Source organism: Peribacillus sp. V2I11 (assembly GCF_030817135.1).
In the GTDB taxonomy this organism is placed as follows: domain Bacteria; phylum Bacillota; class Bacilli; order Bacillales; family DSM-1321; genus Peribacillus; species Peribacillus simplex.
In genome coordinates this window covers 1,063,403-1,084,089 of sequence record NZ_JAUSYW010000001.1, presented here as the reverse complement: position 1 = coordinate 1,084,089, position 20,687 = coordinate 1,063,403, and the positions used below count along the sequence as shown (strand labels likewise).

Annotated in this window: 22 protein-coding genes and 1 pseudogene; 15 read left to right on the top strand and 8 right to left on the bottom strand. The window is 38.9% G+C overall.

What is annotated here, in order from left to right; genetic code table 11:
- Positions 1–9: 9 nt before the first annotated feature.
- Positions 10–1,221, bottom strand: a complete 1,212-nt coding sequence (locus tag QFZ73_RS05245) for a M20 family metallopeptidase (protein ID WP_251433413.1) — start codon at positions 1,219–1,221, stop codon at positions 10–12.
- A 184-nt stretch (positions 1,222–1,405) separates the two neighbouring features.
- Here QFZ73_RS05245 and QFZ73_RS28870 point away from each other — a divergent pair, with 184 nt between their 5' ends.
- Entirely contained in the window at positions 1,406–1,552 is a 147-nt protein-coding gene (locus QFZ73_RS28870) for a phosphatase PAP2 family protein (protein WP_373458992.1), read from the top strand.
- 174 nt (positions 1,553–1,726) lie between these two features.
- Here the strand turns inward: QFZ73_RS28870 and QFZ73_RS05240 are convergent, their stop codons facing one another.
- Positions 1,727–2,242: an antibiotic biosynthesis monooxygenase family protein gene (locus QFZ73_RS05240; RefSeq protein WP_144477784.1), complete on the bottom strand. Its 516-nt coding sequence runs from the start codon at positions 2,240–2,242 to the stop codon at positions 1,727–1,729.
- Between the two features lie 271 nt (positions 2,243–2,513).
- Between QFZ73_RS05240 and hemE the strand changes: the two genes are divergently transcribed.
- The 3 genes from hemE to QFZ73_RS05225 all read left to right on the top strand — a co-directional run bounded on the left by hemE (position 2,514) and on the right by QFZ73_RS05225 (position 5,427).
- Positions 2,514–3,557, top strand: a complete 1,044-nt coding sequence (gene hemE, locus QFZ73_RS05235; RefSeq protein WP_307263795.1) for a uroporphyrinogen decarboxylase — start codon at positions 2,514–2,516, stop codon at positions 3,555–3,557.
- 78 nt (positions 3,558–3,635) lie between these two features.
- Entirely contained in the window at positions 3,636–4,571 is a 936-nt protein-coding gene (hemH, locus tag QFZ73_RS05230) for a ferrochelatase (protein ID WP_307263792.1), read from the top strand.
- A gap of 280 nt (positions 4,572–4,851) precedes the next feature.
- Entirely contained in the window at positions 4,852–5,427 is a 576-nt protein-coding gene (locus QFZ73_RS05225; RefSeq protein ID WP_251433425.1) for a TetR/AcrR family transcriptional regulator, read from the top strand.
- Positions 5,428–5,522: 95 nt separating this feature from the next.
- On the opposite strand, the gene QFZ73_RS05220 is transcribed toward QFZ73_RS05225, so the two are convergent.
- Together QFZ73_RS05220 and yhfH are read right to left on the bottom strand one after the other, a co-directional pair.
- A protein-coding gene (locus tag QFZ73_RS05220) for an IS3 family transposase (RefSeq protein WP_373458911.1) occupies positions 5,523–6,682 on the bottom strand; the annotation gives its coding sequence in 2 pieces (ribosomal slippage) (positions 5,523–6,424 and positions 6,424–6,682; 1,161 coding nt in all).
- A 197-nt stretch (positions 6,683–6,879) separates the two neighbouring features.
- Positions 6,880–7,008, bottom strand: a complete 129-nt coding sequence (yhfH, locus tag QFZ73_RS05215; protein WP_065310849.1) for a protein YhfH — start codon at positions 7,006–7,008, stop codon at positions 6,880–6,882.
- A gap of 173 nt (positions 7,009–7,181) precedes the next feature.
- On the opposite strand from yhfH, the gene QFZ73_RS05210 reads away from it, so the two are divergent.
- The 7 genes from QFZ73_RS05210 to QFZ73_RS05180 all read left to right on the top strand — a co-directional run bounded on the left by QFZ73_RS05210 (position 7,182) and on the right by QFZ73_RS05180 (position 14,748).
- Entirely contained in the window at positions 7,182–7,916 is a 735-nt protein-coding gene (locus QFZ73_RS05210; RefSeq protein ID WP_307263783.1) for an MBL fold metallo-hydrolase, read from the top strand.
- 41 nt (positions 7,917–7,957) lie between these two features.
- Positions 7,958–8,947, top strand: coding sequence for a lipoate--protein ligase (gene lplA / locus QFZ73_RS05205; protein ID WP_307263778.1), 990 nt, complete (start codon positions 7,958–7,960; stop codon positions 8,945–8,947).
- A gap of 180 nt (positions 8,948–9,127) precedes the next feature.
- Positions 9,128–10,672 (top strand): fatty acid--CoA ligase family protein, encoded by a 1,545-nt coding sequence (locus QFZ73_RS05200; RefSeq protein WP_251433434.1) that lies wholly within the window; start codon positions 9,128–9,130, stop codon positions 10,670–10,672.
- A gap of 176 nt (positions 10,673–10,848) precedes the next feature.
- Positions 10,849–11,376, top strand: a complete 528-nt coding sequence (locus QFZ73_RS05195; protein ID WP_251433437.1) for an HD domain-containing protein — start codon at positions 10,849–10,851, stop codon at positions 11,374–11,376.
- A gap of 181 nt (positions 11,377–11,557) precedes the next feature.
- A complete protein-coding gene (locus QFZ73_RS05190) occupies positions 11,558–12,226 on the top strand; it encodes a LuxR C-terminal-related transcriptional regulator (RefSeq protein ID WP_307263771.1) in 669 nt (222 codons plus the stop codon).
- Positions 12,227–12,530: 304 nt separating this feature from the next.
- The gene (locus tag QFZ73_RS05185) at positions 12,531–13,796 is read left to right on the top strand and encodes a M48 family metallopeptidase (protein ID WP_307263768.1); all 1,266 of its coding nucleotides are present in this window, start codon (positions 12,531–12,533) and stop codon (positions 13,794–13,796) included.
- 142 nt (positions 13,797–13,938) lie between these two features.
- Positions 13,939–14,748 (top strand): YitT family protein, encoded by an 810-nt coding sequence (locus tag QFZ73_RS05180; RefSeq protein ID WP_251433446.1) that lies wholly within the window; start codon positions 13,939–13,941, stop codon positions 14,746–14,748.
- Between the two features lie 72 nt (positions 14,749–14,820).
- Here QFZ73_RS05180 and QFZ73_RS05175 read toward each other — a convergent pair whose 3' ends face one another.
- Entirely contained in the window at positions 14,821–15,057 is a 237-nt protein-coding gene (locus tag QFZ73_RS05175) for an IDEAL domain-containing protein (protein ID WP_251437004.1), read from the bottom strand.
- 318 nt (positions 15,058–15,375) lie between these two features.
- Here QFZ73_RS05175 and QFZ73_RS05170 point away from each other — a divergent pair, with 318 nt between their 5' ends.
- On the top strand, positions 15,376–15,939 hold the full coding sequence (locus tag QFZ73_RS05170; protein WP_307263765.1) for a competence protein ComK: 564 nt from the start codon (positions 15,376–15,378) through the stop codon (positions 15,937–15,939).
- Between the two features lie 88 nt (positions 15,940–16,027).
- On the opposite strand, the gene QFZ73_RS05165 is transcribed toward QFZ73_RS05170, so the two are convergent.
- Positions 16,028–16,246, bottom strand: a complete 219-nt coding sequence (locus tag QFZ73_RS05165) for a DUF3006 domain-containing protein (protein ID WP_251437008.1) — start codon at positions 16,244–16,246, stop codon at positions 16,028–16,030.
- A pseudogene (locus QFZ73_RS05160) lies at positions 16,247–17,084 on the bottom strand (ComEC/Rec2 family competence protein).
- A gap of 914 nt (positions 17,085–17,998) precedes the next feature.
- On the opposite strand from QFZ73_RS05160, the gene QFZ73_RS05155 reads away from it, so the two are divergent.
- On the top strand, positions 17,999–18,223 hold the full coding sequence (locus QFZ73_RS05155; protein WP_307263761.1) for an STAS domain-containing protein: 225 nt from the start codon (positions 17,999–18,001) through the stop codon (positions 18,221–18,223).
- Between the two features lie 424 nt (positions 18,224–18,647).
- Here QFZ73_RS05155 and QFZ73_RS05150 read toward each other — a convergent pair whose 3' ends face one another.
- The gene (locus tag QFZ73_RS05150) at positions 18,648–19,019 is read right to left on the bottom strand and encodes a YhjD family protein (RefSeq protein ID WP_307263758.1); all 372 of its coding nucleotides are present in this window, start codon (positions 19,017–19,019) and stop codon (positions 18,648–18,650) included.
- Between the two features lie 290 nt (positions 19,020–19,309).
- On the opposite strand from QFZ73_RS05150, the gene QFZ73_RS05145 reads away from it, so the two are divergent.
- Together QFZ73_RS05145 and lepB are read left to right on the top strand one after the other, a co-directional pair.
- Positions 19,310–19,924 (top strand): TVP38/TMEM64 family protein, encoded by a 615-nt coding sequence (locus QFZ73_RS05145; RefSeq protein ID WP_307263755.1) that lies wholly within the window; start codon positions 19,310–19,312, stop codon positions 19,922–19,924.
- 33 nt (positions 19,925–19,957) lie between these two features.
- A complete protein-coding gene (gene lepB / locus QFZ73_RS05140) occupies positions 19,958–20,521 on the top strand; it encodes a signal peptidase I (protein WP_251437018.1) in 564 nt (187 codons plus the stop codon).
- Positions 20,522–20,687: the final 166 nt, after the last annotated feature.

The following is a 20,687-nucleotide window of genomic DNA, read 5'->3' as shown; positions in this document are numbered from 1 at the left end:
CCTTTACCATTACCGCAATAAAGATTCATTCACCTTTTGGGATGATTGTTTCTTATTGTGATAGGTTACCGCTGCAGTGCCTAATATTTTGGCTGCAATGAGCATCGCTTTTTCATCAATGTCAAACAACGGATGATGATGCGGATATGTATGTTCATTTTTTGGCATGGCCCCTGTAAAGAAGAATGTACCTTTTACATTTTGTAAATAATAAGAAAAATCTTCACCTGTCATATCCGGGTCAATTTCCTCTGTAATCAAAACCTCCTTGACGGACTCAGCGCTTTCGATGAGGAAATTAGTTTCCTCAACATGTGGAATAACAGCTGGATAACCTTGAAAGTATTGATATTCATAGGTGCAGTCCGCAGCTAGGCAGGTTCCTTTAACAATCCGCTCGATTTCTTCGCTAATGAATGAACGGACATCTTCCTTGAATGTGCGGACGGTCCCGATTATTTTAGCCTTATCTGCTATGACGTTAAAGGCATTATCTGCTACAAAGGAACCTACGGTAATGACTGCAGAATCTATTGGGTTAATGCGGCGGCTTACTATTTGCTGTAGGGCCATGACTAGCTGAGAGCCGACTACGATTGCATCACGGGTTTTATGCGGCTGGGCTCCATGTCCGCCTTGCCCTTTAATGGTGATTTCAAAACGGTCAGCAGCGGCCATAATAGGTCCAAAAGCGTATTGGACTGTTCCGGTAGGGACCGTAGCCCATAAATGGGTGCCGAAAATTACATCCACCCCATCAAGGCAGCCAGCCTCAATCATTGGTTTGGCGCCTCCTGGAGCATATTCTTCAGCATGCTGATGGATTAATATATATTCACCTTCGAGCTCATCCTTCAGTTCATTCAGATTTTTTGCAAGGACAAGGAGTGACGCTGTATGGCCATCGTGTCCACATGCATGCATTACCCCGGGTACGGATGATTTATAGGGAACTTCTTTTTCATCTTGAATGGGTAATGCGTCGAAATCAGCGCGCAAAGCTACGGTTTTACCAGGCTTACTGCCAGTAACTTTGGCAATAACACCATTACCGCCTACATTCGTCAGGTGTTCGATTCCAAGTTTTTCATAATAGGCAGCGATGAAGGCTGCCGTTTGGGTTTCTTGAAAAGAAAGCTCAGGGTGTTGATGAAGATAACGTCTGATGGAAACCATTTCTTCATATGAACCATCTAGAAGATCATGTAATCGCTGTATCATTTTGCGCCTCCCAATGATTGGATTAATTGTAAATAGTATATCATATTCTGAATAATCCAAAGTGAATTAAGCGCCCTGAAAATCATTTGATGGAGACTGCTGGCTTCAGTTTTCCAAGTGGCCACGCAATGGTAGGCCTTATTTTGGTTGCTTATTTAATTATTAAAGAAGTTAAAGGAGACTCATTTGTCTGGTTCTGCTCATCGGAGTCAGCAGGATCGCTATGAAAGTTCATTTTCCAACTGATATCTTGGCAGGTTTTGCACTAGGAGTTGCATATAGTTTAACCTTGTTTAATTTGTATAAGTTCCTGGGGCGGAGAGTACATTGAAAAAAGGATTCTTAGATGAAATATATGTAAATATCCGTTGCATTTCCCCGGAAATAAAGAAGGAATTTGTCGGATTGTTATCGGGTTTTATCATTTATTGGACCGTCCAAAATACGCTTTGGATTACCATGAATTCAAAGAAACCCATCCTTGAGGGGATGGGCAAAGAATGGATTATTCTTCTGAATCCTTCACCAAAGTATACTGCGTTACATAGGCTTCACCTGAAAACATCTTCTGGCTGGAATTCGTAACGGGAGCTTTGGAGTCGCTGTTATGCGCCTTCTGAAAGGAACTGGATTTCTTCCAGTTCAAGAAATCGGTTTGTTTCTCCCATATCGTTAGAATTACATAAGTTTCAGAGTTGATTGGCCGCAGTACACGAAGTGCGACGAAACCTGGTTCATTTTCGATGAATCCGGCCCGGTTTTTAAAACGATGTTCGAATACCGGCCTTCCTTCTTCACTGACAGGTATATTGTTCATGACTACATACCCATGATCCTGTAGGTTTCCTTTCCCATCAACTACTTCATACTTACGTGGGGAGCTGAAGATCGTTTTACCTGCTGTTTCATGTAAAAGTACTGCAGTGCCAGGATTTTGCATAAGTAATATTTTTTCATTCGGATGCTTATCTTTTTTGATTTTCAAAAAATCGAAACTTCCTGATGTGATGAATACATTCATAAATTCCCCTCCAATATCTATATAGTACCTGTATACCCATTTTACCCAATGAATAGTGCTTTTACCATTTCCAAACTAACCATTAGGCTTGGATTCCGGTATGATTTTAATAAAAACGTCGATTTTCTGACAAATATATAGGTTGGCTATACTTCTATTATAGAAAAAGCTATAGTTTAAGAAGATTCGATTTGAAATTCAACATCCTTCTGATATTCTATGTAGGTAATGAATAAAAATAGAAACGTGATTGCTTGAAAGGTGGATATTAATGTCTAAGGAAATTACGAATGATACATTTTTAAAAGCTGCGAGAGGAGAGAAAACGGATCATGTGCCTGTTTGGTATATGAGACAGGCTGGCCGTTCACAGCCGGAATACCGTAAATTGAAAGAGAAGTACTCCCTTTTTGAAATTACTCATCAGCCGGAATTATGCGCTTATGTGACTAGATTGCCAGTTGAGCAATATGATGTAGACGCTGCGATTTTATATAAAGATATAATGACACCGCTACCAGCCATTGGTGTCGATGTTGAGATTAAGTCCGGAATCGGTCCAGTCATATCCAATCCGATCCAATCAGTGACAGATGTTGAAAAATTAGGTGAATTGAACCCAGAGAAAGACATCCCATATGTGTTGGACACGATTAAATTATTGACCACGGAGCAATTGTCCGTTCCTTTGATCGGTTTCTCCGGGGCACCGTTCACCATTGCTTCATACATGATTGAAGGCGGCCCCTCCAAAAACTACAATAAGACGAAAGCTTTCATGTATTCCGAGCCAAAGGCCTGGTTTGCATTAATGGATAAGTTAGCGGATATGATCATCATCTATGTCAAGTCACAAATTAAAGCCGGCGTTAAGGCCATCCAAATCTTTGATTCATGGGTGGGTGCTTTGAACGTTGAAGATTACCGCGTATTCATCAAGCCAATCATGACTCGTATCTTTTCTTCATTGCGTGATGAAAATGTACCGCTAATCATGTTCGGGGTCGGCGCAAGTCACTTGGCACTTGAGTGGAATGATCTTCCGATTGATGTAGTCGGGCTTGATTGGAGACTACCAATTACAGAAGCAAGACAAATGGGAATACAGAAAACGGTACAAGGTAATCTTGATCCTGCCCTACTATTATCATCATGGGATGTTATAGAAGAACGGACGAAAAGGATCCTGGATCAGGGAATGGAACAAGATGGCTACATCTTTAATCTTGGACATGGGGTTTTCCCTTCCGTAAACCCGGAAACACTGAAGAGGCTGACCGCTTTCATTCATGAATATTCATCAAAAATGAAGTAAGGTGAGCGAACCATTTGCTAAAAATACATAATTGGATGCACAATAAAAGAACGAAATCTTTAAAAGAGGTGTAACTTCATGTCAAGAAAAAAAATGGGCCTTTTAGTCATGGCTTATGGTACTCCGTACACTGAAGAGGATATTGAAAGATATTATACACATATTCGTCATGGGAGACGGCCAAGCGACGAATTGATTGCCGACCTAAAAGGCAGATATGAAGCGATCGGTGGATTATCCCCGCTTGCAAAAATAACAGCAGGACAAGCTGAAGCCCTTGAAAAGAAATTGAATTCCGTTCAGGAGGAAGTTGAATTCAAGGCATATCTTGGACTGAAACATATTGAACCTTTTGTTGAAGACGCAGTGAAACAAATGCATGAAGATGGAATCAAAGAAGCGGTCAGTATAGTATTGGCACCTCATTTTTCAACATTCAGCGTGAAGTCTTATAATGGACGTGCCCAGGACGAAGCCGCTAAATTGGGGGACCTGACCATCACTTCCGTTGAAAGCTGGTATGATGAGCCAAAATTCATTCAATATTGGGTAGACCAAGTAAAAGAAGTAATCGGGAAAATGACCTCGGAAGAACGCGATGATTTCGCTTTGATTGTGTCGGCACATAGCCTCCCTGAAAAAATCTTGCAATCAGGAGATCCGTATCCAAATCAACTGAAAGAAACGGCAGACATGATTGCTGAGGGAGCAGGGGTTACCAATTATGCAGTAGGGTGGCAAAGCGCTGGACAAACACCTGAACCATGGTTGGGACCTGATGTACAGGATTTAACCAGAGATCTTCATCAAGCAAAAGGTTATAAAGCTTTCATTTATATTCCTGTTGGCTTTGTTGCCGAGCACCTTGAAGTCCTTTATGATAACGATTATGAATGTAAGGTTGTGACGGAAGATATTGGTGCAGGCTACTATAGGCCGGATATGCCCAATGTTAAACCTGAATTCATCGATGCTTTGGCCACAATCATTTTAAATGAATTACAGGAAAAGTGATCAGTCAATAGAGGAAATTAGTGTAACCATGTTTGCAATGTGCTCTACATATTTTCATATGAAGCTGATAGATGCTATACACCTGGAAAGTCGACGCTTTTTACATTACCTTGCTGATTTAAATAAATACCCCTTTTTTTGAAAAGTGGCTGTCCAGTAAGGGGGATGGCCATTGTTTCTCTAAAAAATCAAAAATTTAATTGAAAAGACTGAATATTTTTGGTATGATATCGTTGAACTAATGACTGTTTTATCCATTTGGTCAGGATTGAGGTGTGAAATGTCTGTTGATCGTAAAAAATTAATTTTAGAAGCTGCGACCAAGTCGTTTTCACTTTTTGGATATAAGGCAACGACGATGGATCAAGTCGCCAAAATTGCCAATGTGGGAAAAGGGACCATTTATACCTTTTATAAAAATAAAGAAGAGCTGTTTAAAGAAATCGTTCAGCGGATGATAGAGGAAATGAAATATGAGGCGGAACAATCTTTGGATGACCAACTCTCCTTTTTTGAAAATCTGCATCGGGCCGTTTATCGAATTCTGGAGTTCAGGCAGGAACATCAATTATCTTTAAAACTTTTTCAGGAAGAGCGGGAAATTGGTACGCCGGCCGTTCAGGAAATGGTTAATGAAATGGAAGAAGCCATTGTATCCTACATTAAGGAAAAACTAAAAATAGCGATTGATAAGGGCTATATACAGCCTTGCGATCCAGAGATAACAGCTTTCCTGATGCTAAAGATGTACCTTGCCCTGATTTTTGATTGGGAAAGGAACCACGCCCCATTAGAGAAAGAGGAAATTGCTGAACTATTTAAAATATATTTGTTCAAAGGATTATCCGTTACGTGATAATTCTATTTTTTTTGCTGGAAGGCAATGAATCCCAATAAAAAGAAGAGATACTGCACATAACCCTGTCAAGTAGACAATAAAAAAAGAGTATTTTAAGCTGCGGCCTTTTCTCGATATTCAATCGGGGAAAGGCCGTTAAGTTTTTCTTGGAAGCGATCAGTATTATAGAATTCTATATACTCCTGAATAACTACATAAGCTTCCTCTGCTGTTTTTGGGCGTTCCAAATATAACTTCTCTGTTTTTATATGCGAGAAGAAACTTTCTATACACGCGTTATCATGACAATTGCCACGACGAGAGTGGCTTCCTTGAATACCGAGTTCTTTTACCTGCTTTTCGTATGATTTCGTCGTATATTGGAATCCTTGATCAGAGTGAAGAAGGGCACCCTTTTCAAATGACTTGTCCCTTAACTGATTTAACGTATTATGAACCAATTCAAGATCGTTTCGCGTAGAAACTTCCCATGCCACAATTTCATTATTATACAAATCTAAAATGGCAGATAGGTAGACAAACGTGTCTCCAATCCGTACATAGGTTATATCTGTTACTAACTTTTGTAACATGGACTCTGCATAGAACTCACGGTTTAAAACATTTTTAAATACAACGGATCCTCTTCGACCATAGAAAGGGCGTTTCTTTCGAATAATAGATGTAACCCCCAATTCTCTCATCAATCGGCGAACACGCTTATGATTGACAACGATTCCCTCTCTGAATAAAGCTCGGGTCATCCGTTTATATCCGTAGTATGGATGTATCTTATGGATGGCTAATATATGTTCTTTTATCCATAGGTTTTTCTCAAGTCTCAGAGAACGTCTAGACTGAGTCTTCCTCCATTTGTAGTAACCAGCTCTTGAAACTTCACCGATTTTTAATAGCCACGCGAGTGGGTGTGTTTTCCTCAATCCATCAATCACTTTAAACCTTTCGGCTTTCAGGACCATTCCTTCCCATGTAGATTTGGATTGCGCTTTTTTAAATAGTCCACCTGCGCTTTCAGATAAGCATTTTCTTCTTCTACACTAGAAAAATTCTTACGGTTCCATACACCACGTTGGTCTTCAAAAGGCTCATTATTTTGCACTTTCTTTACCCAATTCGCTATTTGCGCATCACTTTTGATACCAAATCGCTCACGAAGCTGACGATATGACCAGCCTTCCTCCAACTTCAAACGAACAACTTCTCGCTTTAATTCTTCTGTATATGTTTGAAAGGTTTGCCCCTTTTTTGCCATAAAAAAATCCCCTCCAAGATAGACTGTTTAAGAGCATTTTATCATGCTCTCTTTTTACTCTGTCTACCTGTAGGGGATAATACCATACCGATCATCGGTATCTCTTCTTTTTATTGGGGATGTTTTTCAGCTGCGAAACTGAACCTTATATGAAATCATCCTGCTATTTGGGAAGCGGATGGTGAAACACAAGACTACTACTCTCCAGAAAGGCAATGATCACAGTGGTTTCCATAACATTCGTGCTGTTCTTCAATTTTTTTTCCGCATTCCGTGCATTGTTTCGGAGGCAGGTTTTTAAAGAACTCAACGCTACTTTGAATCATGAACATCATCTCCTGAGTTTTTTTATTATTCGCTTTTCTATGGTTTTATTGTATTATAACAGAATTATAAAGTCAATGAATGTTTTATAACATAAGTAAAATAGGTGAAATAAGGGAAAGAATAGTTTATATTAATGGGGAAGTCATTGAGAGAAAAAAAGGAGTGCCTAAGCATGAAAATCACCGTAATTGGCTGCTGGGGCGGTTATCCAGCTAAAAATGAGGCAAGTTCCGGCTATTTGCTTGAATATGAAGATTTTCGCATTCTGCTTGATTGTGGCAGCGGTGTTCTATCACAGCTGCAAAACCATATGAAGCCGGAGGACCTTGGTGCAGTTGTATTATCCCACTATCATCCGGATCATGTAGCGGATATCGGTGTCCTGCAGCACGCTGTTTTTATACAGCAGATATTGGGCAGCGAAAAAAGGACCATTCCTATTTATGGTCATGATTTAGACGAAGTCGAATTTGGTAAGTTAACTTATAAAGACGTGACAAAGGGAATAGCCTACTTTGCTGATCAACCCTTAACCGTTGGACCGTGTAAATTTACGTTCATGAAAACAAAACATCCAGTCCCTTGTTTTGCAATGAGGATTGAAGCTGAAAATCATTCGATAGTTTACACAGGTGACAGTTCATATATGGATGAGCTTGCAGATTTCGCTAAAGACGCTAATGTTTTATTATGTGAAAGTAACTTTTACAGTGATATGGATGGTTCAAAAGCGGGTCATATGACGGCAAGAGAAGCGGGAATGCTAGCAGAAAAGGCTGACGTCCAGCTTTTGCTGTTAACTCATCTCCCTCATTATGGGAATCTAAATCAACTGAAAAAAGAAGCATCCGAGGTATTCAAAAGGGAAATAGCTGTTGCTAAAACCAATCTCGAATTCCAACTATAAATGAAACATCAGTGATATGAAGTCTACAAGGAGGAACAACTGTGCTTTTTATTGATAATAAGAGAATTACAGATCCAAGAATTAACCTGGCCATCGAAGAATATGCGCTTAAACATTTAAATATAGATGAAACCTATCTTCTTTTTTACATTAATCGTCCTTCAATCATCATAGGTAGAAATCAAAATACGATTGAAGAAATCAATGCCGATTATGTAGATGGAAATGGCATTACAGTTGTTCGCCGTCTTTCCGGGGGTGGAGCGGTTTATCACGACCTAGGCAATCTCAATTTCAGTTTCATCACGAGGGATGACGGGGATAGTTTCCATAATTTTAAAAAATTCACTCAACCTGTCGTGGAAACGCTTGAGAAACTTGGAATACATGCTGAATTGAGCGGTCGTAACGATATTTTGGCTGAAGGGAAGAAAATCTCGGGAAACGCGATGTTTTCAACGAAGGGCAGAATGTTCAGTCATGGGACATTGCTGTTTCAATCAGAAATGGATCACATTGTATCCGCTTTAAAAGTGAAAAAAGATAAAATCGAGTCCAAAGGGATTAAATCGATAAGAAGCCGTGTCGGTAATATCGCTGATTTCTTAAAAGAACCGATGTCTGTTGAAGAATTCCGTTCATTCCTTTTGCAAAATATTTTCAAAGATAACGGAAAGGTTACAGAGTATGTTTTAACGGAGACGGATTGGGAGAAAATTCACAAAATCTCGGAAGAAAGGTATCAAAACTGGGAGTGGAATTACGGAAAATCACCTAAATTCAACTTGCAAAACTCACATAGATTCGCTGTGGGATCTGTTGACATCCGCCTTGAAGTGAACCGGGGAATCATTGAAAATTGTAAAATCTACGGTGATTTCTTCGGGGTCGGTGAGGTTGCGGATATTGAACAAAAGCTTACTGGAACACGCTATGAAAAGGAAGCAATCAGCAGTGTACTAGATGAGATTGATGTTCGTCATTATTTTGGCAATGTAACGAAAGAAGAAATATTGGCTTTAATATATTAAGCCTGAAAAAGCCGTCCCGACTTAATAGGACGGTTTTTGTGTCTAAAAATGACAGTAATTGCTTGAATATGGATAAAATTGTTGCTGTGATCGCTTTCTTTTAATATAATAAAAATGTATTTAGTTCACCATAAAAATGAATGACTATTCATTCATGCTATTTGCAGGGGAGGGAGAAAGATGAATTTATCTGAACAGCTTCATCAAATGGCTTTAAAAAAGGCTGATAAGCCAGCATATTACTTTATGGATCAATCCACTTCATATGGGGAATTGGATAAAGCCGTTACGAAGTTCGCAGACGAATTACATAGGCTTGGTGTTTCAAAAGGTGATAACATTGCGCTGTTATTAGGCAACTCTCCACATTTCATCATTTCGTTGTATGGAGCTATGCGAGCAGGGGCGACCGTTATTCCCATCAATCCAATTTACACATCTGACGAGATTGGTTACATCCTGAATAATGGCGATGTAAAGGTTGTTGTGGCATTAGATAAGCTTTTACCCTTACTAGAGAAAATGAATCCGATACTCTCAAGCGTAGAGCAATATGTAATTTGTGAAACGCAGCCGGATAATGGGGATATTAGCCAATTTAACATCTATCCAAAAATGAAATCGTTTACAAAAATGATCGAATCGGGGGATGATGGCTTTAAAGGTCCAGAACTGGATCCTGAAGATACGGCAATCATACTCTATACTTCCGGGACAACGGGGAAACCAAAGGGGGCCATGCTTACACATACCAATATATTTTCCAATGCACATGATATTGGTGAGTATTTAAAAATCACGGAAAGTGACCGGGTCATTACGACATTGCCAATGTTCCATGTTTTCAGTTTAACAGTAGTCGTGAATGCCCCATTGATAAGCGGAGGTACGCTTTTAATTGTCCCGCAATTCAGTCCAAAGGAAATATTCAGGCAAATCAAAAAATATGATGCAACCGTTTTTGCTGGAGTGCCTACGATGTATAACTTTCTTTTCCAATATCCAGATGCGAAAGAAGATGCATTGAAGTCGTTGCGCATATGCATATCGGGCGGATCCGCCATGCCAGTGTCCCTGCTTGAATCATTCGAGCGGAAATTTAATGTCAGGGTTTCAGAAGGGTATGGCTTATCAGAAGCATCCCCTGTTACCTGTTTCAATCCTTTGGATCGTCCAAGGAAAGCGGGATCCATCGGAACCTCCATCCTTAGGGTGGAAAACAAAGTGGTCAATGAGCTTGGAGAAGAAGTGCCGGTCAATGGGGTAGGAGAATTGATTGTCAGAGGCCCGAATGTAATGAAAGGTTATTATAAAATGCCTGAAGAATCAGCCGCTGTCTTGAAAAATGGTTGGTTATATACAGGCGATTTAGCAAGGATGGATGATGAAGGCTATTTTTTCATTGTAGACCGTAAAAAGGAGCTTATCATCGTCGGTGGCTATAATGTCTATCCTCGTGAAGTGGAGGAGATTCTGTATGCCCATCCCGAAGTAGTTGAGGCAGCAGCCATAGGCGTTCCCGATCCCAATCAGGGGGAAGTGGTTAAATGCTTTGTGGTAAAGAAAAACAAAGCATTGACCGAGGAAGAACTGCTTGCCTACTGCATGGAACACTTGGCCAAATATAAGGTACCGGCAAAAATTGAGTTTTTGGATGAACTTCCAAAAAATGCGACTGGTAAAATTTTACGCCGCTCCTTGAAAAGCCATGTACTACAAAACTGAATTTCATTGATCATAAGGAGATCATTGCCTATAACCGGCAATGGTCCTTTTTTTGTACAACCAAAGTGTATCAGGCTGCATAAAATATATTGGAGAATCTTAAAACCTTGATTCTTTTTTCGAAAAGAGTTATGATTGTCATTAAAAATTTCCACATAATTGTAAGGAGGGGTTAGATGAGAGATGTAAAGCTTTTGGATATTTTTACACATCCCATTGCTCAAAAATACTTGAACCGTTCAGGCCTGGCACATGCAATTGCGGTATCATACCATGCGTTTCACTTAGCAAATGAATATAATATAGACCCTGATATTGCTGCTAAAGCTGGACTTTTGCATGATATGGGTCATTTCACCTGGTATCGCAATGGTAAATGGGATTATGATCTGTATAAACAAAATGATATCCATCCCATCAAAGGTGCAGAACGAGCACATAAACTGTTAATCCGCTTGGGAGAAAACCCGATAAAGGCAAAGACCATTTCCCTCGCCATATTATTTCACACCGATTCGTTTTTACCTTCAAATGATATTATTCGCACACCGCTTCAGCAAGTCGTCAAATGGGCCGACGAAAAAGATGAAGAAGAAGGTGGAAAACACCATTATCGCAAAATTGATTTTCTAAGGGCAAAGGAGAGCATCATGAAACTTGATACACTCATAGATGAGGAACAAAGAAAAAGGCTATCATCCTGAAGGCAAACGGGTTGATAGCCTTTTTACTGTCAGGAGGTGCACTTTTTTTAGCATTCTATAGTTTAAATTTGTTATCAAGTGAATTAATGATGTAAAATATAGACCAATAGAACTATTTGCTGCAGGCAATTATAAAAAATTATCGGATTAATAACAAATAATGAAAGTAACGGGTGAAGTTATGAAGTCGATTAAGCTAATGATATATGGTGGTCAGGGAGGACTTGAGGGAATCATTGAAAAAGAAGAAGACATTAAGGTAATAGGGATAACCGGAAATGAAATGAAACTTCTTGATTCTGATCATACATCATCAGTCATGCCGGATGTCATTCTTATTGATGCCCGGTCATCAGGGAAGTATGGACAGGAAGTCATGCCAATCCTAAAGGAAAAACATCCATCCACTCCTTTCCTCATTTTTACTGCCTATTCAGAAGATCATTATCTTATCGAAGCGATATGCCATGGTGCAGCAGGTTATGTGTTACAGGATGGCGGAATGAAACAAGTGCTGTCGGCAATCCGTCAATGTGCCAATGGCCAGATAGTTTATCCTGCCTCATTTAAATCCATTTTAATGAAGAAGTTGCAGCAGGATGTTGAAAGATCACCAGTAACTTTGGATAAGGCAATCGGAAAATTGGGGGCCTTTTCTAAACGCGAGTATGAACTGCTTATCCTGCTAACCCAAGGCGAAACGAATCAGCAAATTTCAAAAAAACTTTTTCTATCCATCGGCACGGTAAAAAACTATATAAGCCGGATTTACAAAAAACTGAATGTTAATAATCGACCGGAGCTTATGGCACTTTTGTATAGGTTTCAAAATAGCGGGATGAAGGGATGACTACTCATTAACTTTGATGAAACGATTATGATCAAAGCAATTAGGTGGCGGCAGAGAGACAAATTCGTCTGTGCCTTATACGTCCCAGCCCTCCTTTTTTTATGTCTCTGCATATGCATCATCCCGGAAGTGCATTTTTGACTGAAGGTGTATTCTGTGAAATCTTAAGGTTGATAATAAAGAATAAAAAATCAACAATTGTTGGAAATTGCAAGGAATAAATAATATAGAAGTGAAATGCGGTTCTAACCTGTCCATTTTGGATTAAACTAATAAGAGGGAGATTCGTTTAAGGAGGGGCATCATGGTTAGAAAATGGGCTGGAAGAGCGATTCTATTATATATCCTTTATGCAGCAGCGATGTATTGGTATATTTTTTATGGAGCTGATACCTCCATTCCCGAAGCTTTGCGTGGAACTGCAGCAGATCCTGCAACATTCCTGAATGCAAGGGAACTAAAGCTTAGCGAAGAGTATTCAGGACTGCGGAATTTTATTTTTTTCGTATCCACGCCATATGAATGGCTGCTGTATTTCTTCATTTTATTATTTGGTTTATCAAAAGCATTTGAAAAGTCGTCAATGGCAGTCTCGAGTCGGAAAGTGATCAGAACGGGCATTTACTTATTCTGGCTTTCAGTTATTTCTTACCTGGCACTGTTTCCAATCAGTTTCATCGGATATCGGATGAGCAAGAATTACCATATAAGTACACAGAATTTCACCTCGTGGATGAAGGATGGAGTCATCGAATTCTGGGTGAATTTTGGGATGATGTTCATCATCGTTTCCGTTTTATATTGGTTAATGAAGAAAAGTGTGAAGAAGTGGTGGCTCTATGCTTGGATGTTGTCCATTCCATTTACCTTATTCCTGATGTTTGTACAGCCTGTACTGATTGATCCGCTGTATAATGAATTCTATCCGCTCAAAAATAAAGAGCTGGAAACGGAAATATTGGCACTTGCCTCACAGGCTGAAATTCCGGCTGAACACGTGTATGAAGTAAATATGGCGGAAAAGACAAATGCCTTGAATGCATACGTGACCGGCATAGGTTCCAACTCAAGAATAGTGCTTTGGGATACGACCCTGAACAAACTGAAGGAAGATGAAATCCTTTTTATCATGGCACATGAAATGGCCCATTATGTGGAAAAGCATATTTATATAGGGATTGCAGGTTATTTAGGACTGACTTTAATCGGTTTGTGGCTGACATCAAAAATCATGAATTTTATCATTAGACGCTGGGGCCATCTGTTAAAGGTTCGTTCGGTTGACAGCATTTCTTCTCTTCCATTATTTCTCTTAATAACGTCTGTGCTGCTCTTTGCTTCAAGTCCGCTGTCCAATTATGTTTCCAGATATCAAGAAACAAGGGCTGACCGTTATGCCATTGAAATGACCGGGGATAAAGAATCAGCAATCACGACGTTCCAGGAACTCACGAGGTCGGGTTTGAGTCAGGTCAACCCACCATTCCTGGTTAAATGGCTGCGATATTCCCATCCAACCATGCTCGAGCGGATTTCAACAGTTGAAAATGCAGATACAAAGGGTGATTGAAAGCCAGCTGAAAACCAGCTGGCTTTTTTTTTTCGGAAAGTGGAAGTTTGTAGTTGTTTTCAGAAAAAACTATTATTTTTAAAAATCTTAGGTTCTCTACTATAATAAATTAAATTCCCAGTTCGTTTTAAGGAGATCGGATATGTATAATGTACTTTTCATCACTATAGGCTCGGTGCTTGTTGCAGTAGCCTACAACTTATTTTTGATACCTCATTTAATTTTAAGCAGCGGACTTAGTGGACTTGCGATTATGTTCGGAATCATCACCCCAGTCAACACAGGGATATTGAATTTTCTGTTGAACCTGCCCTTGCTGATTCTTGGATACCTGAAATTAGGGAGACGCTTTATCACCTATACGATATTATCAGTTGTCGTGATTTCGGTCAGTTTATACCTCATTCCAGTTCACGGAATATCCACTGAACCGATTTTGTCTTCTTTATTTGGCGGAATCATATCGGGATTCGGTATAGGCATCATCTTTCGTGCTTCGGGGTCTTCGGGCGGTTTTGATATCATTGCCATGCTGTTAGCTAAGAAGAGCGACTTTCCACTTGGTACATTGCTTTCGGTGATGAATGGAGTTGTGGTGGTTATCTCAGGCTTCATCTTTGGGTGGGATGCCGCATTATATACGCTGATTTCCATTTATGCAGCAGGAAAGGTGATCGATACGATCCATTCCAATCACATTAAATTAACATTGATGATCGTTACCAAAAAGAGTGACGAAATGAAAACGAAGCTCCTGACGAACCTATATCGTGGAATTACAGTCATGGATGGTGAAGGTGCATATTCAGGAGAAAAGAGTAAAGTGATGATGACAGTCATTACACGTTATCAGTTGACCGATGTAAAAACGATGATAAAAGAAGTGGATCCGAATGCTTTTGTCAATATAACCGAAACAGCCGAGGTCATGGGGATGTTTCATAAAGAGTGATGATAATTAGAAAAGCCTCCCAACATTATGGGAGGCTTTTTTGATCATTAGGCTGTTTTTTAATCATGCATTTTAATTTCCAAACTGTTTGAGTAAAACGTTCATTTCAGAACTTAGTTTTAAGAATAAAGGTTTGTTTTTCATATCCAAGGCTTCATCGATCTGTTTTGCAAGGATATTCTTTTTGGTAGTAAGGACGGCTTCCTGAATAATCATATCAATTAACATTCCCTGAACCACGGCATCGTTTTTCATTTCGCTCATTGATAAGGACTTCACTGACTCTGAATAAGATTTTTCATTTTTCAAAGTTACCACCCCTGACCCTTTTTATTATTATATGGATTTGAACGGATAAAATCAACTGAAAATTTAAAAAATTTAAATCTAATAGAAAATGTGTCGTTTAGATGACGAAAAAGCCACTATATAAAAGAATTTTTAATTTTTTGTGAACTTACTTTTTATGTATGAGGGTTGTGCTATTATAGTGAGTAATTTAACATACATTTACTATCTCCCTTCATCTTCTTGGATAATGGGGAATGGAAGGGTACAAGCAATTAAGAGTATAAGCTTTGGTAAAGTAAAAGCGGTGTTTAGCAATGAGGAAGAGGTGGATTAAAAATGAAGGAAAACAATCAGGGAATCATCGAGGAATATGAAATCACGCCACATACACTAATGGTTTCACCAATCAATTACGGCAGTAAAATATATGCCCGTATCGTTGAAATGGAGGACGAGTTCATCTCCCCGTTTAAACCTATGGAAATAATAAAGAAAAGCTGTGAGTTCTTCGGATCAAGTTATGAAGGACGCAAGCAAGGCACGAAACAGCTCATAAACATCACACATAAAGCGCCTATTGCGATTGATCCGACCAGTTCGATTTTCTTCTTTCCCACCACATCTCCGTTGCGTCCTCAATGCATCTGGTTATCACATGAGCATGTGGTATCCTATGATCGCCTGGATTCCAAACATACAACCATCACATTCAGGAATAGACAAACCATCGATATAGAAGTATCATGCAGTTCATTCGAAAACCAGCTGCACAGGACATCTTTTTTAAAAACGAAATTGATCCAGAGGATTGAGGAAACAAAGAGGAAATCATTCTATCTGTTCACCGAAGCAAATGGGGCGAAGGCTTCAGAGGTAATGTCAAAGTATATACCACGTTAGAGGGATTTCAGGGATAATCATAGAAGAATGCAAACTGGATTCATTCAAAATTAAAGCAAGCCCTTCTTATTAAAGGAGGGCCCCGGAATTAATCTTCAAATAATTCATCCATTAAATCGTCAATCTCTTTTCTTAACTTCTCAGTGCCTCCTTTGGAAATGGTGATAGTATTACCATCGATAATTAGCATATCTCCTACTTTTGCTCCCTTGGGAAGAGCGCTTTTAGGAAAATCCTTCATGTCACCACCATCGATTTCAACGACAGCGATCTTTCCCTCGAAGCGATCGATAATTCCTTGTACCATTTATTTCACCGTCTTTACAGTAATTTTCTGACCTGTAGAAGTAAAAATAATGTTACCTGATTTATCTGTGCGATAAGTTTTGGCTTTCACTGAATTCAACCGTTTTACAACAGTAGAAGTAGGGTGCCCATATCCATTTTTCCCTACTGATTACAGCGTATTTCGGTTTTGCTTTGTTAATGAAAGCTGAACTTGTTGATGTTTTTGCACCATGATGGCCGACTTTAAGTACATCCACACTTGGTACCAGTTTTTTAGCCAGCATATCAGATTCTGCTTTTTCTTCAGCATCACCTGTAAACAAGAATGTTTTTTTGTCGTGTTTAAGTAAAAGGACTGCACTCCAATTATTTAAGTCAGACTTAGCATACTCTTTAACAGGTGCAATGAATTTAAGGGAATTATCCTTAGCTTTAGTGTTGATCTCCACGCCAGTCTGCGCTTTTTTTATTGTAAGCTTCTTCTGCTTAACAGCCGTTAAAAAGTCTTTGTATGCTTGGATAGTATGAGAAACTTTAGGGGCATACACAGATTTCACATTAACCGATTTAATCACATAAGCCAGACCTCCCACATGATACGCATCTGGGTGAGTGGATACTAATGCATTAAGTGTTTTTACCTTTTGTTTTTTTAGGTAGGCTACGACTTCGTCGCCCTTTCCTTTACCGCCGCCATCAATTAAAAAGTTTTCGTTACCGGTTTGAATGAGGATTGAATCTCCTTGTCCAACGTTGATGAAATGTACCTTCAAATTTGAGGCTGCCTCAGTTGTTTTAAGTCCAGTGAATAAAGACAAAACAAGAATAGCAACCAGTAGAATATTAATTTTCTTCATTTTTCCCCTCCAATAAATAATTTACCATGTGTAATAGGGAAAATGGGGATTTGGACATAATTTTCTTTGTGATAAAAAAGGAAGCGGGCGTCTGAATCGTGGTTAGGTAAAATGATCCTGGGTATTTATGATTAATTGTCGCTGTTGAAGAAGGGGAATGTACCTTTCTCCTGAGCTTGAGAACGATATGATTCATTCCGTAAAGGATATTGGAAATGGAGGTGAAGCAATCCGAAATTCAAGATTAGAAGGTGATTTTGTTTGATACTTTCATAAGATCGTTCAAATCAAAAGATAATATATGCTTACTTTAGCAAAAGGCCTTATTGCACAACGAAAGCCCTTCTCATATGAGAAGGGCTTTAGAATTAATCCAATCCCGTTACGATATATCCTCACATTTACTGATTAAGCTTAACCTTGTCTCTCAAATAAGATAATGGATGATATTCTCTATTTCTTCTAATGCAGTAATAAAAATCTTTTGCAAAAACGTTGTGCTGACTCAAAAATGATAATGCTGACGAATAGTATAATAGATGAATAGAAATTAAGAGGTGATTAAAATGACGATTAATTATGAACAGACGAGCCCGACCTATATTCGTTAAGATCTGTGTCCTCGAAAATATTTGCCTTTATCAGTAAGCTGCTAAATGTGCAAACGGCTTATGTAACAAAAAGAGGAGAAACGGCGATGACAGTCCTCAGTTCCTATAATAGGGAAGAGGAGATTATACTAGAAGGATACAGCGTAGAATATGGAGGGAAAGGGAATATATTTGGGACCCTTTGTGTAATGGACAAGGAGGAAAAGGTGTTTTCAGAAGAAGATATTAACTATCTGAAATCCATGGCAGACATTTTATCCCATTTTATTCCATATGATAGAGCTCGATCAAACAAAGTATGGCATGGGCTTTTTAATCGTACCGATCATCCCGATAACTAAAGGCATTTCCGTTCATTCGATACAGGGTATTGTTCACGGCAATCGATCAGAGCAAATCATGAGTGATGTTTTACATTCTGCAGCGGATAATGATATTGGTTACTTTATCATTGATTTGTCGAAGCTCCTCGTTCAAGATAACTGTTTTCCTACCTTTCTCTTCAATATGATGAGTGCTCTTGTTTGATGGGGGTGGAAACGACCATAACGGGTGTCACTCCAACCTTTGCCAAGAGCATGTAAATAACTTTGATTTAAAGAATCTCAAAACTAAAATGGTTAAGGATATTCAGTATGAACTTGATTACATAGGCTATGCCTGGATCGAAAAGTAATATTTCATGGCAGTAAATCCATGGTTTTGAACCTATCCAATTATATTATTGGCAGGACAATGATAATGGAAAATCCAAACAGGTGAATGGATGTAAGTGGGTCTTATCAATCTTAATTCTGAAAAATTGAAATGCCTTATCTTTATGCCAGGAAAGATGAAATGCTTTTTTTATGGTCATACTTTTTTACTAAGGGTATCTGTATTCTCCCCAAAAGGCTCCAAAAACCCACCCATATTTCACAGACAAACATATATGGAGGATACCTGTAACCCGCTAATTCCTTGAACGGTGTTTTTTTTCGAAAAAGTAATGACATAACAAGTCTTCGGTTTTGTTGCGAAGGCGGGGATTGAAATAATTATGATGTTCCTCGTATCCTTTATATAAAAAACAATACATCGTGAAGGATTCATCGCGTTTGATTTCACTAACCTTAATATTCTCCTTGCGCAAATAGCGCCGTACCTCGGCAAGTTCGTCTTGAACCACTTTTAAAATATGTTCGACTAGCTCCGAATAGGGCCTTTTTAATTTGAACGGACAAATTTCGATGACCTTGAGATCCCGGTTTAAGACTGTAATAACCATAGGAAGGTAGATGGCTTTTTCAATCATATTTCGGTCATCTTCTGGAATGCGGGTCATCTTGACCGCTCCTTTCTAAAATAGCACGTTTTTAATATAGTATGTATACCTTGCAAAGATGAGAACATTCGTTCTATTTTTTTATCCTAATGTATTTTCAGTGTATAAGCAAGCAGTTTTGATAAATCATAAAATATTCGTTAACAAGATTATGTTTTCCGGAGATAGGGAAAGTATGAAGATATATGGATAATAATTCTTGCAATTTCAGGGGAAAGTGATATATCTAAAATAAACAGTTTTTAATAAGTTTATGCTGCTTTGATAGCAGCATGTCGAGGGAGATAATTATGGATTTGGATACTATACGTGAGTGGTTTACACTTGATCATATATCTGCACTTATTCAGCAATATCGCTCATTCGGTCCAATTCCTGGGATCTTACTGCCGATGCTGGAAGCTTTTTTGCCCTTTTTGCCCTTAGTGGTGTTCGTGCTTGCTAATGCAACGGCTTTTGGTCTCTGGTGGGGATTTTTATTTTCTTGGATTGGTGCGGTAGCGGGTTCTTTTTTAATCTTTTTGGTTATTAGAAGATATGGTCAAATGAGGTTTTTCAGATTTTTGCAAAAGCATAAGCAGGTGCAGAGGTTGATGGTTTGGGTGGAAACCCATGGATTCGGTCCTTTGTTCATATTGCTCTGCTTCCCTTTTACACCTTCGGCTATCGTTAATATCGTGGCAGGACTTTCAAAAGTCAGTCCCTTGCAATATGGACTTGCAGTAGTGGGAGGGAAAGCGGTGATGATTTTTACGATCAGCTTCGTAGGTTACGATTTAGTATCCTTAATTCATAAGCCGGTGCGTACGATCATTATCGGGATCGTCATCTTTATCCTTTGGTATGTGGGTAAAAGACTGGAGGTCCGGTTAAATAAAAGCATGAAGAGGGAAGAAGGACAATAAATTAGTATATAAATGTAGTAGGGGTTGAATTAGATGGAAAAAACAAACAGGAATTCTTTATCCGATTGGATAAAACCAGCGATGATAGCTTTTGTTATTTACATCTTAATCCGTACATTTTTCTTTTCAAGCTATGATGTTGAAGGGAAGTCGATGCAGCCGACCCTTGAAGATGGAAATAAACTTGTCGTGAATAAAATCAATTACCAGATTCATGATATCAACCGTTTTGACATTATTGTTTTTCATGCGAATTCACAAGAAGATTATGTTAAGCGAGTTATAGGGATTGCAGGTGACCGAATTCGTTATAAAGATGATTGGCTTTACGTAAATGGTGAGAAAGTGGATGAGCCTTATCTTGAGAAATTCAAGGAAGGTTTCCCAGGACAGGACTTTACGGGTGATTTTACATTAAAAGAATTGACGGACATGACCAAAGTTCCGGAGGGCAAGCTTTTTGTCATGGGTGATAATCGTCTTGAAAGTGCTGACAGCCGTCACTTTGGTTATATACCGGTTGAAAATGTTGTCGGTAAAGTGGATGTTCGATATTGGCCGGTCAAAGAATTCAATTATAAATTTACAGGTGAATGATTGTGGAAGCCCAAAAATTATGTGGGCTTTTTCTTTTTGGGAAAAACGCGAACGTACGATTGGTGTTTTTTAAAGGGAAACGGTAAAATAATAGAAAGTAAATCTAATTGGAAACAGAAACTTAGTCATAAAGACGAAAGTATTTCTGGTATGATGGATCTAGATA